Origin of the sequence: Imperialibacter sp. (assembly GCF_040222815.1) — a bacterium.
Taxonomy (GTDB): domain Bacteria; phylum Bacteroidota; class Bacteroidia; order Cytophagales; family Cyclobacteriaceae; genus Imperialibacter.
This window is the reverse complement of record NZ_JAVKCH010000040.1, coordinates 365374-379637: the sequence shown is the minus strand read 5'-3', so window position 1 is coordinate 379637 and position 14264 is coordinate 365374. Positions and strand designations below refer to the sequence as shown.

19 protein-coding genes are annotated in these 14264 nt (G+C 43.9%); all 19 read left to right on the top strand.

Annotation, left to right across the window (positions count from 1 at the left end):
* The first annotated feature begins 26 nt into the window (after positions 1 to 26).
* The 19 genes from rpoC to rplE all read left to right on the top strand — a co-directional run bounded on the left by rpoC (position 27) and on the right by rplE (position 14264).
* On the top strand, positions 27 to 4349 hold the full coding sequence (rpoC, locus tag RIF36_RS21395) for a DNA-directed RNA polymerase subunit beta' (protein WP_350077459.1): 4323 nt from the start codon (positions 27 to 29) through the stop codon (positions 4347 to 4349).
* A gap of 6 nt (positions 4350 to 4355) precedes the next feature.
* Entirely contained in the window at positions 4356 to 4685 is a 330-nt protein-coding gene (locus RIF36_RS21390) for a DUF3467 domain-containing protein (RefSeq protein ID WP_151997936.1), read from the top strand.
* A 94-nt stretch (positions 4686 to 4779) separates the two neighbouring features.
* Complete coding sequence (gene rpsL, locus RIF36_RS21385; protein WP_151997937.1) at positions 4780 to 5157, top strand: 30S ribosomal protein S12; 378 nt, start codon at positions 4780 to 4782, stop codon at positions 5155 to 5157.
* Between the two features lie 9 nt (positions 5158 to 5166).
* Positions 5167 to 5634: a 30S ribosomal protein S7 gene (gene rpsG, locus RIF36_RS21380; protein WP_151997938.1), complete on the top strand. Its 468-nt coding sequence runs from the start codon at positions 5167 to 5169 to the stop codon at positions 5632 to 5634.
* A gap of 13 nt (positions 5635 to 5647) precedes the next feature.
* A complete protein-coding gene (gene fusA, locus RIF36_RS21375) occupies positions 5648 to 7756 on the top strand; it encodes an elongation factor G (protein ID WP_151997939.1) in 2109 nt (702 codons plus the stop codon).
* Positions 7757 to 7763: 7 nt separating this feature from the next.
* Complete coding sequence (rpsJ, locus tag RIF36_RS21370; RefSeq protein WP_151997940.1) at positions 7764 to 8069, top strand: 30S ribosomal protein S10; 306 nt, start codon at positions 7764 to 7766, stop codon at positions 8067 to 8069.
* Positions 8070 to 8252: 183 nt separating this feature from the next.
* Complete coding sequence (gene rplC, locus RIF36_RS21365; protein WP_151997941.1) at positions 8253 to 8885, top strand: 50S ribosomal protein L3; 633 nt, start codon at positions 8253 to 8255, stop codon at positions 8883 to 8885.
* A 1-nt stretch (position 8886) separates the two neighbouring features.
* Positions 8887 to 9513: a 50S ribosomal protein L4 gene (gene rplD / locus RIF36_RS21360; protein ID WP_350077464.1), complete on the top strand. Its 627-nt coding sequence runs from the start codon at positions 8887 to 8889 to the stop codon at positions 9511 to 9513.
* 5 nt (positions 9514 to 9518) lie between these two features.
* Positions 9519 to 9806: a 50S ribosomal protein L23 gene (gene rplW / locus RIF36_RS21355; protein WP_317487968.1), complete on the top strand. Its 288-nt coding sequence runs from the start codon at positions 9519 to 9521 to the stop codon at positions 9804 to 9806.
* Positions 9807 to 9818: 12 nt separating this feature from the next.
* Entirely contained in the window at positions 9819 to 10643 is an 825-nt protein-coding gene (gene rplB / locus RIF36_RS21350) for a 50S ribosomal protein L2 (RefSeq protein ID WP_350122636.1), read from the top strand.
* A gap of 3 nt (positions 10644 to 10646) precedes the next feature.
* Complete coding sequence (gene rpsS / locus RIF36_RS21345) at positions 10647 to 10925, top strand: 30S ribosomal protein S19 (RefSeq protein ID WP_151997945.1); 279 nt, start codon at positions 10647 to 10649, stop codon at positions 10923 to 10925.
* Positions 10926 to 10929: 4 nt separating this feature from the next.
* A complete protein-coding gene (rplV, locus tag RIF36_RS21340; protein WP_350077468.1) occupies positions 10930 to 11322 on the top strand; it encodes a 50S ribosomal protein L22 in 393 nt (130 codons plus the stop codon).
* Positions 11323 to 11327: 5 nt separating this feature from the next.
* Entirely contained in the window at positions 11328 to 12095 is a 768-nt protein-coding gene (gene rpsC, locus RIF36_RS21335; protein ID WP_151997947.1) for a 30S ribosomal protein S3, read from the top strand.
* A gap of 22 nt (positions 12096 to 12117) precedes the next feature.
* Positions 12118 to 12543 (top strand): 50S ribosomal protein L16, encoded by a 426-nt coding sequence (rplP, locus tag RIF36_RS21330; RefSeq protein ID WP_151997948.1) that lies wholly within the window; start codon positions 12118 to 12120, stop codon positions 12541 to 12543.
* Positions 12540 to 12734: a 50S ribosomal protein L29 gene (gene rpmC, locus RIF36_RS21325; protein ID WP_151997949.1), complete on the top strand. Its 195-nt coding sequence runs from the start codon at positions 12540 to 12542 to the stop codon at positions 12732 to 12734. The genes rplP and rpmC overlap by 4 nt, the downstream gene beginning before the upstream one ends.
* 7 nt (positions 12735 to 12741) lie before the next feature.
* On the top strand, positions 12742 to 12999 hold the full coding sequence (rpsQ, locus tag RIF36_RS21320) for a 30S ribosomal protein S17 (RefSeq protein ID WP_151997950.1): 258 nt from the start codon (positions 12742 to 12744) through the stop codon (positions 12997 to 12999).
* Between the two features lies 1 nt (position 13000).
* Positions 13001 to 13369 (top strand): 50S ribosomal protein L14, encoded by a 369-nt coding sequence (rplN, locus tag RIF36_RS21315; protein WP_151997951.1) that lies wholly within the window; start codon positions 13001 to 13003, stop codon positions 13367 to 13369.
* Between the two features lie 3 nt (positions 13370 to 13372).
* Positions 13373 to 13717, top strand: a complete 345-nt coding sequence (rplX, locus tag RIF36_RS21310; protein ID WP_151997952.1) for a 50S ribosomal protein L24 — start codon at positions 13373 to 13375, stop codon at positions 13715 to 13717.
* Complete coding sequence (rplE, locus tag RIF36_RS21305) at positions 13710 to 14264, top strand: 50S ribosomal protein L5 (RefSeq protein ID WP_151997953.1); 555 nt, start codon at positions 13710 to 13712, stop codon at positions 14262 to 14264. The genes rplX and rplE overlap by 8 nt, the downstream gene beginning before the upstream one ends.

Genomic DNA, 14264 nt, shown 5'->3' with positions numbered 1-14264 from the left:
CCCCTCAACCATATATAAATAACATTATGGCGTTCAGAAAAAATAAGAAAATTACAAGCGACTTCTCTAAGGTTACTATTAGTTTGGCGTCTCCTGAATCTATTCTGGAGAGCTCGCATGGTGAGGTTACACAGCCTGAAACCATCAACTATAGAACCTATAAGCCTGAAATGGGTGGTCTTTTCTGCGAAAGAATTTTCGGACCTGTAAAAGACTGGGAATGTCACTGTGGTAAATATAAAAGAATACGTTATAAAGGGATTATCTGTGACCGTTGCGGTGTAGAGGTGACAGAAAAGAAGGTACGCCGTGAGCGCATGGGCCATATCGAACTGGTGGTGCCTGTTGCTCATATCTGGTATTTCCGTTCTCTTCCTAATAAGATCGGTTACCTTCTTGGCCTTCCAACCAAAAAGCTTGACCAGATCATCTACTATGAGAGATATGTAGTTATTCAGCCAGGCTTGAAAGCCGAGGATGGTATCAACTACCTCGACTTCCTTACGGAAGACGAATACCTCGATATTCTCGATAAAATTCCTAGAGAGAACCAAAGCCTTGACGACTCTGACCCTAACAAGTTCATCGCTAAGATGGGTGCGGAAGGATTAGAAATGCTTCTTTCGAGAATTGAGCTTGACTCACTTTCATACGATCTTCGCCATCAGGCGTCAACCGATACTTCTCAGCAGCGTAAGGCGGAAGCCTTGAAGAGGCTGAAAGTGGTTGAAGCATTTAGAGATGCTCGTACCCGTATTGAAAACCGTCCCGAGTGGATGGTGATCCGTATGGTGCCCGTTATTCCACCTGAATTGCGTCCATTGGTTCCGTTGGACGGTGGTAGATTCGCTACTTCTGACTTGAACGACTTGTACAGAAGGGTAATCATCAGAAACAATCGTCTGAAGAGACTTATTGATATCAAAGCACCGGAAGTAATTCTTCGTAACGAGAAAAGAATGCTTCAGGAAGCGGTTGACTCATTATTTGACAACTCAAGAAAAGTGAACGCCGTGCGTTCGGATGGTAACAGAGCTTTAAAATCGCTTTCAGACATGCTGAAAGGAAAGCAGGGCCGTTTCCGTCAAAACCTTCTAGGTAAAAGGGTTGACTACTCTGGTCGTTCAGTAATTGTGGTAGGGCCGGAGCTTAAGATGCACGAATGCGGTCTGCCTAAGGACATGGCCGCTGAGCTTTTCAAACCGTTCATTATCAGAAAGCTGATTGAAAGAGGTATTGTAAAGACTGTTAAGTCTGCCAAGAAAATCGTTGATCGTAAGGATCCTGTAGTTTGGGATATTCTTGAAAACGTATTGAAAGGACACCCTGTACTCCTTAACCGTGCTCCAACACTACACAGGTTAGGTATCCAGGCGTTCCAGCCTAAGCTGATCGAAGGAAAAGCAATCCAGCTTCACCCGCTTGTTTGTACTGCCTTCAACGCTGACTTTGACGGTGACCAAATGGCCGTTCACGTGCCGCTTGGCCACGAAGCAATTCTTGAGGCTTCAACGCTGATGCTTGCTTCTCACAATATTATGAACCCTGCGAACGGTGCTCCTATTGCTGTACCTTCTCAGGACATGGTATTGGGTCTGTACTACATCACCAAAGGCCGGAAGTCTACAAAAGATCATCCTGTAGTGGGAGAGGGTAGAACCTTCTATAATGCGGAAGAAGTTATTATCGCTATTAATGAGGACAGACTTTCAAAGCATGCTCATATCAAAGTGAGAACGAAAGTTCTTAACGAGAACAATGAGCTTGAGACCAAAATCATCGAGACAGTAGCTGGAAGAGTTATTTTCAACCAGAACGTTCCCGAGGAAGTGGGTTATGTGGATGAGCTTTTGACCAAGAAGAAACTACAGTTGATTATCGGTACCGTGTTCAAAATCACTGGTATGGCAAGAACTGCTAAGTTCCTTGATGATATCAAAGAGCTTGGGTTTAAGTCTGCTTATATCGGTGGTCTTTCTATTGGATTGAATGATATTAAGATTCCTGAGGAGAAGGAAACGATGATTGAAACTGCGAAAGCAGAAGTAGACGTGGTTTGGAATAACTACCTGATGGGTCTTATTACAGATAACGAACGTTACAATCAGGTAATTGACATCTGGACTCGTATCAACTCTCAGTTGACCGGCACACTGCTTAAGCAACTGGAAGAGGACGATCAGGGATTCAACTCGATCTACATGATGATGCACTCGGGTGCTCGTGGATCTCGTGAGCAGATTCGTCAGCTGGGTGGCATGCGTGGTTTGATGGCCAAGCCTCAGAAGAACCTTCAGGGTTCTGTTGGTGAAATCATCGAAAACCCGATCCTTTCTAACTTCAAAGAAGGCCTGGACGTAATCGAGTACTTTATCTCTACCCACGGTGCTCGTAAAGGTCTTGCCGATACTGCCCTTAAAACGGCGGATGCGGGTTATCTTACCCGTCGTTTGGTGGACGTAGCGCAGGACGTTGTTATCAACGAAGATGACTGCGGTACACTGAGAGGTATCGTTGTTACGGCCTTGAAAGATAACGAAGATGTAGTGGAGCCTTTATCTGAGAGAATTCTTGGTAGGGTGACGGTACATGATGTATTTGATCCGATCACTGACGAACTTATCGTTTCAGCAGGTGATGAAGTAACTGAGGAGCTTGCAGCCAGAATTGATGCTACCAGCATTGAGGAAGTGGAAATTCGCTCAGTACTTACGTGCGAAACCCGCCTGGGAGCTTGTGCCAAGTGTTATGGTCGTAACCTTGCCTCTGGCCGTATGGTGGAGATAGGGGAGGCTGTTGGTGTTATTGCTGCGCAGTCGATCGGTGAGCCAGGTACTCAGTTGACACTTCGTACGTTCCACGTTGGTGGTACTGCATCGAACATCGCAGTAGATGCCAGCATTCGTGCCAAGTTTGATGGAATTGTTGAATTCGAAGGTCTACGCTCTGTTAAAACTACCAATGATGAAGGAGAAAGCATCAATGTGGTAATGGGACGTTCTGGCGAGATAAAAATAAAGGATGCGAAGTCTGATAAAATATTTATCAGTAATCACGTTCCTTACGGCGCATTCCTGAAGGTGAAAGATGGAGAGAAGATAGAGAAAGGACAGGAACTGTGTTTCTGGGATCCCTATAACGCCGTAATTCTTTCAGAATTCGATGGTACTATCGATTTCGATGCAATTGAAGAAGGCATTACTTTCAAAGAGGAGTCTGATGAGCAAACAGGTCACAGAGAGAAAGTAATTATTGATACAAAGGATAAGACGAAGAACCCTGCCATTGTTGTCAATGGAAAGGGAGACGAGTCGAAAGGTTATAACATTCCGGTGGGCGCTCACTTGGCGGTTGAAAAAGGCCAGAAGGTGAAAGCCGGGCAAATCCTGTCGAAGATACCTCGTATGACTTCTAAGTCGAGAGATATTACCGGTGGTCTGCCAAGGGTAACAGAATTGTTCGAAGCACGTAACCCTTCCAACCCGGCTGTGGTGAGTGAGATCGACGGTGTGGTTACTTATGGAGGCATTAAGCGTGGTAACCGTGAAATCTACATCGAGTCTAAGGACGGAGTGAAGAAGCGTTACCTGGTTTCACTTTCTAAGCACATCCTTGTTCAGGACAACGACTTTGTGAGAGCTGGCGATGCCTTGTCTGATGGTGCTATTACACCTGCAGATATTCTTTCTATCAAAGGGCCTACAGCTGTTCAGGAGTACCTTGTAAATGAGATACAGGAAGTATACCGTTTGCAGGGTGTGAAGATCAACGATAAGCATATTGAGGCCATTGTGAGCCAAATGATGCAGAAAGTTGTGATTCTGGATCCGGGAGACACTAGTTTCCTACCTGGACAAACTTGCGACAAGTTTGCTTTCCGTGAGGAGAACGATAATATTCTCGACAAGAAAGTAGTGATGGACGCCGGTGATTCGGAGAATCTTAAGCCAGGTCAAATCATTTCTTCTCGCAGGCTGAGAGATGAGAATTCCAGCCTTAAGAGGCGTGACCTTAAGATCGTAGAGGTGCGCAGCGCTGAACCAGCTGTTTCCAAGCCGTCGCTTCAGGGAATTACCCAAGCGTCGTTGGACACGGAGAGTTTCATATCTGCTGCTTCGTTCCAGGAGACTACCAAGGTGTTGAGCGAAGCCTCTATTCGTGGCAAGGCCGATCACCTGAAGGGGCTTAAGGAAAACGTAATCGTAGGTCATCTGATTCCGGCTGGTACAGGAAGGCGTAATTTCCAAAGGGACGTTGTTGGTTCCAAGGAAGAATACGAGGCACTGACTGCAAGGGATAGAGACAGAGAGCAACAAACTGAGGAAAGATCTTTCGAGGTCAGCAAGTAAGTAGCTATGGCAAAAGAAGAAAAGGACCCTAAAAAGAATCCTAATCAGATTAACATAGAGCTTTCAGAAGAAATTGCTGAAGGCGTATATGCTAACCTAGCCATGATTGCTCACTCAAACAGTGAATTCGTTATTGATTTTATAAGACTGATGCCCGGTGTACCAAAGGCAAAGGTTAAATCGAGAATTGTCATTACTCCAGAGCATGCCAGGCGACTCCTGGCGGCTTTGGAGGAAAATGTCCGAAAATACGAAGATACCTTTGGCACAATTAAAACAACCAATGAGTTACCCAAGTTTCCAATGAATTTTGGGGGCACAGTCGGTGAAGCATAGTTGAATAATTATTCGCCATCAATTCTTTGCACTAAAAATTATAAATCCATATCTTTGCGTTCCATTTTTTGGAACACAGAAAAATACAGTCTAAATGCCCACTATACAGCAATTAGTAAGAAAAGGTAGAACGGCCGTGACATGGAAATCCAAGTCACCAGCTCTTGATTCATGTCCTCAAAGAAGAGGCGTGTGCACAAGGGTTTACACTACCACTCCTAAAAAGCCAAACTCTGCCATGCGTAAAGTAGCCAGGGTTCGTCTTACCAACAGTAAGGAAGTGAACGCCTACATACCTGGTGAAGGTCACAACCTTCAGGAGCACTCAATTGTGCTTATCAGAGGTGGTAGGGTGAAAGACCTTCCTGGTGTAAGGTATCACATCGTTAGAGGTGCCCTTGATACTGCTGGAGTAACAGGAAGACTTCAGAGTCGTTCTAAGTATGGTGCTAAGAGACCTAAAAAGAAATAATTAATCGCAATGAGAAAGGCAAAACCTAAGAAAAGATACATCCTCCCTGACCCTAAGTTTGGGGATACTTTGGTAACCAAATTTGTGAATAATTTAATGCTTAGCGGGAAGAAAAGCGTTTCTTATTCCATTTTCTACGACGCCATTGAGGCTGTTAGTAAGAAGACAAGCGAAGATGGTCTTGAAGTGTGGAAAAAGGCGCTTAACAATGTAACTCCTGCTGTTGAAGTAAAAAGCCGCCGTGTAGGTGGTGCTACTTTTCAGGTTCCTTTGGAGGTACGTCCCGAGAGAAAGGTTTCCTTGGGAATCAAATGGCTGATTAAATACGCCAGAACTCGTGGTGAAAAAACAATGACTGATAAATTGGCCGGCGAAATCATCGCTGCTTCCAAAGGCGAAGGCGCCGCTGTGAAGAAAAAGGATGACACGCACCGTATGGCTGATGCAAATAAAGCTTTCTCCCACTTTAGATTTTAATTGAAAAGGCGTAATGGCAAGAGATCTTAAATTCACCCGTAACATTGGTATTGCGGCTCACATTGATGCTGGTAAAACAACAACAACTGAGCGTATACTATTTTATACAGGTGTTAATCATAAAATAGGAGAAGTTCATGATGGCGCAGCCACTATGGACTGGATGGAGCAAGAGCAGGAGAGGGGTATTACTATTACATCCGCTGCCACAACTGTTTTCTGGAAATATAAAGACAACGATTACCACATTAATATTATCGATACTCCTGGCCACGTGGATTTCACTGTGGAAGTAAACAGGTCTCTGAGGGTATTAGATGGTCTTGTGTTTTTGTTCAGTGCTGTTGACGGCGTTGAGCCTCAATCAGAAACTAACTGGCGCTTGGCTGACAACTATAAGGTTGCTCGTCTTGGATTCGTAAACAAAATGGATCGCTCCGGTGCCGACTTCCTTGCAGTATGTAAGCAAGTGAAAGAAAGATTGGGTACTAAAGCTGTTCCGTTACAGTTGCCTATCGGATCAGAGGAAAAATTCAAAGGTGTTGTTGACTTAGTTGAAAACATCGCCATGGTATGGAATGAAGATGACTTCGGCATGACTTTCAGCGAAGTTCCTATTCCTGAAGATATGAAGGACGAAGTGAAGGAGTACAGAGAGCATCTGCTTGAGGCAGTTGCTGAGTACGACGAATCTTTGTTGGAGAAGTACTTTGAAGACCCTGAGTCTATTACAAGAGACGAAGTTGTAAAGGCGCTTAGAGCTGCTACTGTAGACCTGGCTTTTGTGCCAATGCTTTGCGGATCGGCGTTCAAGAATAAGGGTGTTCAAACAATGCTTAACTACGTGATGGAACTTCTTCCTTCACCGATGGACAGAGAAAGCATTAAAGGTATCAACCCTGATACTGATGCTGAGATTTCGAGAAAGCCTTCTGTTTCTGAGCCTTTTGCAGGCCTGGCATTTAAAATTGCTACTGACCCTTTTGTAGGCCGCCTTTGTTTCGTAAGGTCTTACTCAGGCATGCTTGAGTCTGGTTCTTATGTTTACAATACAAGATCAGGCAACAAAGAGAGGATTTCTAGGATATTCCAAATGCACGCCAATAAGCAGAACCAAATCGAAAGGCTTCATGCTGGTGATATTGGAGCTGTAGTTGGATTCAAAGATATTAAGACCGGTGACACGCTTTGTGATGAGAAGCACAAGATAGTGCTTGAGTCTATGGTGTTTCCTGAGCCGGTTATCGGCTATGCTATTGAGCCCAAAACTCAGGCAGACGTTGATAAACTGGGAATGGCTATTGCCAAACTTATTGAGGAAGACCCAACTCTTCAGGTAAATACCGATGAGGAAACAGGTCAAACAATCCTTAGAGGTATGGGAGAGCTTCACCTTGAGATTATCATTGATCGTCTTAAGAGGGAATTCAAGGTTGAAATCAATCAGGGAGCTCCTCAGGTGGCTTACAAAGAAGCACTTCGTTCGACTGTTGAACACAAGGAAGTTTACAAGAAGCAAACCGGTGGTCGTGGTAAATTCGCCGATATCGTGTTTGAGCTTGGGCCGAAAGATGAGGATCACGCAGCTGAAGGTCTACAGTTTGTAAACGGTATTGTTGGTGGTGTAATCCCAAGAGAATTTATTCCTGCTGTTCAGAAAGGCTTTGCCGATTCGATGAAGAATGGACCTCTTGCTGGCTACCCTATAGATACAATGAAAGTAAGGCTGTTCCATGGTTCATTCCACGATGTGGATTCGGATGCCCTTTCATTTGAAATGGCAGCAAGAATTGGTTTCAGAGAGGCTGCAAGAAAGGCAAAGCCAGTGTTGCTTGAGCCGATAATGGCTGTTGAAGTAGTTACTCCTGACGAATATACAGGTCCTTTGACGGGTGACTTGAACAGAAGAAGAGGTATCATGAAGGGCATGGATACAAAAGGTACTTCGTCTGTAATCAAAGCAGATGTTCCTCTTTCGGAATTGTTCGGCTATGTAACCGACCTTCGTACAATGAGTTCAGGTAGAGCAACTGCCTCTTTGACATTTGCTCATTATGATCAGGTGCCTCAGAATATCGCTGATGCCGTGATCACAAAAACAAAAGGTGTAGCTGCCAAATAAGAAAATCATGACACAGAAAATAAGAATCAAACTTAAGTCTTACGACCATAATTTGGTTGACAAATCATCTGAAAAGATCGTAAGAGCCGTGAAGACAACCGGCGCTATAGTTAGCGGACCGATTCCTTTGCCTACAGAGAAGGAAATCTTTACTGTACTTCGCTCGCCCCACGTGAACAAGAAGTCGAGAGAGCAGTTTCAGCTTTGTACTTACAAGCGCCTGGTAGACATTTATTCAAACAGTACAAAAACAGTAGACGCCCTGATGAAGCTTGAATTGCCAAGTGGAGTCGACGTTGAAATTAAGGTCTGACCTTAAATAGTATTGTTTCGTAAAGAACCAATAATGATAAGAGTTATTGGTTCTTTTTTTGTGCATAGATATTTTAAAAATTTAGAGTTAACAGTTTTGTAGGACAGAGCAAATTACTATCTTTGCAGTCCTTTTTGGCGGATAAACGCCGAAAACGTTAATAAAGAACTTATAACCAATACGATGTCAGGAATTATTGGAAAGAAAATTGGAATGACTAGTATCTACGGTGCCGATGGACGTAACGTTGCATGCACGGTGATAGAGGCTGGTCCCTGCGTTGTTACCCAAGTGAAGAATGAGGCTACTGATGGCTACAAAGCTATCCAGTTGTCTTATGACGAGCGGAAGGATAAGAACACTCCTAAGGCCCTTAAAGGCCACTTTGCTAAGGCTAAAACTACCCCTAAAAAGAAGGTAGTTGAGTTTCGTGATTTCCGTGAGGAATTCGAAGGCCAGGTGAAGATAGGGGACAAGATCATGGTGGGCGAAGTGTTCAAAGAGGCCGAGTTTCTTGATGCGATCGGAACATCAAAAGGAAAAGGCTTCCAGGGTGTTGTTAAACGCCACGGTTTCGCTGGTGTTGGCGAGGCAACTCACGGTCAGCACAACAGACTTCGTGCTCCCGGTTCCATCGGTGCATGTTCGTTTCCATCAAGAGTTTTCAAAGGCATTAGAATGGCCGGAAGAACAGGTGGTGACAGAGTGAAGGTGATTAACCTTCAGATCATGAAGATCATGCCGGAGAAAAATTTAATTGTAGTCAGTGGCTCCGTTCCAGGTGCTAAGAACTCATACGTAATCCTAGAGAAGTAACATGGAACTAGTTGTAAAAAAATATACCGGTGAAGACACCGGAAGGAAAGTTAGTCTCTCAGATGCTGTATTTGCAATCGAGCCTAATGACCATGCTATCTATTTAGATGTAAAGCAGTTTCTAGCTCACCAGAGACAGGGTACTCACAAGTCTAAAGAACGTAACGAAGTTTCTGGCTCAACCAGAAAGATAAAGAAGCAAAAGGGAACAGGTACTGCCCGTGCGGGTAGCATCAAGTCGCCGGTCTTTGTTGGTGGTGGTCGTATATTCGGACCGAGACCAAGAACTTACGGATTTAAGCTTAACAAGAAAGTAAAAGCACTTGCCCGTAAGTCTGCATTGACTTACAAGGCCAAAGGCGAATCGATTTCTGTCATAGAGGATTTCACTTTCAGCGCTCCTAAAACTAAGGACTTCATAAAGATGCTTGAAGTTTTGGCACTTGCTGATAAGAAGACCCTTGTGGTGTTGCCTGCTGTAGACAAGAACATCGTTTTGTCGGGCAGGAACCTGGAGAGATCAAAGGTCGCCCTTGCAGCTGACGTTACTACCTACGATCTGCTTCATGCTGATCATGTAGTTTTCGTTGAGAGCTCTATTCAAACAGTTGAAAACACTCTTAATTAAAGACCATGAGCGTATTAGTAAAACCCTTGGTTACTGAAAAGGTGTCTTCTATGAACGAGAAAGGCAAGTATGGCTTTGTTGTGAAGAAGGGTGCCAATAAGGTAGAGATAAAGAAGGAGATAGAGAAAATGTATGGTGTGAAGGTTGAAAATATCAACACCATGGTCTATCAGGGAAAGAGAAAAACCAGGTATACAAAGTCACGTGTGCTTGAAGGCAGAACCGATGCCTACAAGAAGGCCATTGTGACCGTTGCCGAAGGTGAAGTAATTGATTTTTACGCAGGAATATAAAGGAACGGGAAAATGGCAGTAAAAAAATTAAGACCGATTACACCAGGCCAGCGTTTCAGAATGGCGCCTGACTATTCTATGATTACAACCAATGTGCCTGAAAAGTCATTGGTGGCAAGCAGAAAGAAGAGTGGTGGCAGAAACGCCGGAGGTCGCATGACTATGCGCTATTTAGGTGGTGGTCATAAGCAGAAGTACCGTATGGTTGATTTCAAGCGTGATAAGCATGATATTCCTGCTACCGTAAAGTCAATCGAATACGATCCAAACAGAACAGCTTTCATATCTTTGTTGGCTTACGCTGATGGCGAAAAAAGATACATCCTGGCACCTGAAGGTATTCAGGTAGGACAAACCTTGTTTTCAGGGGAGTCAGTAGCTCCGGAAGTTGGCAATGCATTGCCAATGTCTAAAATTCCTCTTGGTACAATCATTCACGCCATCGAATTGAAGCCTGGTAAGGGAGCAGCAATGGCGAGAAGTGCTGGGGCTTACGGGCAACTATTGGCTCGTGAAGGAAAGTATGCCACTATCAAATTGCCTTCTGGTGAGATGAGAATGGTCTTGGCAGTCTGCATGGCAACAGTTGGAACTGCATCTAACGGCGAACACATGAACGTGGTGCTTGGTAAGGCTGGACGTAACAGATGGTTGGGAAGACGCCCAAGAGTTCGTGGTGTTGTAATGAACCCTGTCGATCACCCAATGGGTGGTGGTGAAGGTAGAGCTTCTGGTGGTCATCCAAGATCTAGAAATGGTCTGTTGGCGAAAGGAAAGAAGACACGTCGCCCTAACAAGTATTCTGATAAGTTAATCATCTCTAATAAAAAGAAATAAGTAATGGCTAGATCTCTTAAGAAAGGCCCATATATAGATTTCAGACTGGAGAACAAGGTGGAAACCATGAATGAGGCTGGCAAGAAGTCGGTAATCAAAACATGGTCAAGAAGATCGATGATCTCACCGGATTTCGTTGGACACACCTTTGCGGTTCACAACGGAAATAAGTTTATACCAGTGTATGTTACTGAAAACATGGTGGGTCACAAGCTAGGTGAATTTGCACCAACCAGGAATTTCAGGGGTCACATCGCCAAAAAAGATAAAGGTAAAAGATAAGGATATGGAAGCAGTAGCTAAGTTGAAGAACGTTCCTACCTCTCCACGAAAAATGAGATTGGTTGTTGATCTTATCAGAGGCGTACGTGTAAATAAGGCTTTGACTATACTTAAGCATGAATCAAAGCATCCTGCTGCACGTTTGGAGAAACTGTTGCTGTCTGCTATTGCCAACTGGCAGCAGGGCAACGAAGATGCCAAACTTGAGGAAGCTGATTTGTACGTGAAGGCCATATCTGTTGATTCAGGTCGTATGTTGAAAAGACTGAGACCAGCACCACAGGGTAGAGCACACAGGATCAGAAAGCGTTCGAACCACGTAACGCTGATTGTAGACAGCCTGGCACCTGCGGCAGCTGCGCCTGAAACAAAAGCAACCGAAAACACAGAAAAGTAAAACGCATGGGACAGAAGGTAAACCCAGTCGGTTTTAGACTCGGAGTCATTAAAGGATGGGATTCAAGCTGGTTTGGAGGCAAAACATTTGCTGACAAATTGGTTGAAGACACCAAAATCAGAAAATACATAACTGCAAGGATTCCCAAAGGTGGAATTGCTAAGATAGTTATTGAGCGTACGCTTAAGCGGATAACACTTACTATCCACACTGCTCGTCCTGGCGTTGTTATTGGAAAAGGTGGTTCTGAAGTCGACAAGATCAAAGAAGAGCTGAAGAAGATAACTGGAAAAGATATCCAGATAAATATATTCGAAATTAAAAGACCAGAGCTTGATTCGCTTTTAGTAGGTGAGTCAATTGCTCAACAGTTGCAGGCTCGTATTTCTTACAGAAGAGCCATGAAGCAAGCGATTGCTTCTGCAATGAGAGTGGGAGCTCAGGGAATTAAGATAAAGGTATCAGGACGTTTGGGCGGTGCTGAAATGGCACGTACTGAAATGTACAAGGAGGGTAGAATTCCTCTACACACACTTCGTGCTGATATTGACTACGCAATTTCTGAAGCGCAGACTGTTTACGGTAAGATTGGTATCAAGGTTTGGATATTCAAAGGTGAGGTGTTTGGTAAAAGAGACCTTTCCCCTAACGTAGGAATAACAAACGACGCCAACAGTGGTAACTCTGGTGGAGGCCCTGGCAACAGACGTGATGGAGGTGGTAGAAGAAGAGGTGGACCCGGCGACGGCGCTCCTAAACGTAAAAGAAAATAATAACTAGTTAATTAGCTGACAAATGTTACAGCCTAAAAGAACTAAATTCAGGAAGCAACAAAAAGGAAGAGTAAAAGGTATTGCCCAAAGGGGTCATACACTTTCTTTCGGAACTTTTGGATTGAAGTCATTGGAATCTGGTTTTATTACCTCACGCCAGATTGAAGCATCGAGGATCGCCGTTACAAGGGCAATGAAAAGGGAGGGTCAGGTTTGGATCCGCATATTCCCCGACAAGCCTATTACCAAAAAGCCCGCAGAAGTACGTATGGGTAAAGGTAAAGGTGCGCCTGAGTATTGGGTAGCCATTGTAAAGCCGGGAACTATTATGTTCGAAGCAGGTGGTGTACCCATTGAAACAGCTAAAGAAGCGCTAAGATTAGCGGCTCAGAAGCTTCCTATAAAAACTAAATTTATTGTCAGAAGAGATTACGCTGCAATACAATGAAAAATTCAGAGCTAAAGTCGCTTTCTGTAGAGGAGCTAAACGCACGACTCGCAGCAGAGAAAGAGAGCCTTCAAAAGTTGAAGTTCGCCCATGCTGTTACTCCTGTTGAAAATCCGATGAGAATCCGTCACAACCGTAGAGTTGTAGCCAGGATTCAAACCGAGCTACACTCAAGAGAGCTATCAAAATAATTGGAGTATGGAGACCAGAAATCTACGTAAAGAGAAAACAGGAAAGGTTGTTAGTGATAAGATGAATAAGTCTATCACTGTGGCAGTTTCTCGTAAGGTGAAGCACCCTATCTATGGAAAGTTCATAGGTAAAACAACCAAGTTTTTGGCACACGATGAGAAGGACGAGTGTGGTATTGGTGATACTGTACGCATAGCAGAAACGAGACCTTTAAGTAAAAGGAAGCGTTGGAGATTGGTAGAAATTATCGAAAGAGCAAAATAAGATGATACAGCAGGAATCCAGGTTATCTGTTGCAGATAATAGCGGTGCCAAAGAGGTACTTTGTATACGTGTGCTAGGTGGAACGGGTAAGCGTTACGCTTCAATCGGAGATAAGATTGTGGTGAGCGTTAAGTCGTCCATTTCTTCAAGCAGTTTGAAGAAGGGTACTGTTTCCAAGGCCGTCATTGTACGCACCAAGAAGGAAATCAGAAGAAAAGATGGTTCATACATCAGATTTGAAGATAACGCAGCTGTGTTATTGACAGGTAATGACGAACCAAGAGGAACTCGTATTTTCGGACCTGTTGCCAGAGAGCTTCGTGAAAAGCAATTCATGAAAATCGTTTCATTGGCGCCTGAAGTACTATAACATATGAAAACTAATTCAAAGCCTAATAAGCTTCATGTCCGCAAGGGCGACACTGTTAAAGTGATTGCCGGCAACAGTAGAGGAAAAACTGGCAAGGTGCTGGAAGTAGTACCTGGCGATAGCAAGGCCTTTATTGAAGGATGTAATATTATTACGAAGCACGTAAAGCCTTCTGCGCAGAACCCAAATGGCGGGATCGAAAAGAAAGAGGCTCCTATTCACTTGAGCAACCTGATGGTGGTAGACCCATCTACTGGTAATGCAACAAGAGTTGGGAGAAAAGAAGACAAGAAGGGCAAACTTCAAAGATACGCAAAGAAAACTGGGGAGGTAATTAACAATGGCTAGTCCTAGATTAAAAACGAAATACCAGGAGGAGATCATGAAAGCCTTGATGGAGAAATTCCAGTACAAGTCTATCATGCAGGTTCCTAAGCTAACCAAAATCACGGTAAACAAGGGTATTGGTGCAGCTGTAGCTGACAAAAAGCTTGTGGATGTGGGAGTTGAAGAACTTACTACTATCACTGGCCAGAAGGCAGTTCCTACCAAAGCAAAAACATCTATATCTAACTTCAAATTGCGTGAAGGTATGCCAATTGGAGCGAGAGTAACGCTTCGTGGTGACAAGATGTACGAATTTCTTGACCGTTTGATGTCAATTGCTCTTCCAAGGGTTCGTGACTTCAAAGGAATTAAGGACAGTGGGTTCGACGGCAGAGGGAACTACACATTAGGGGTGAAGGAGCAGATCATTTTCCCTGAAATCAGTATTGACAAAATCAACAAGATATCTGGTATGGATATCACGTTTGTTACTACTGCAAATAGTGATGAGGAGAGTTATGAATTGCTGAAGGCATTTGGAATGCCATTCGCATCAAAAAATAAATAA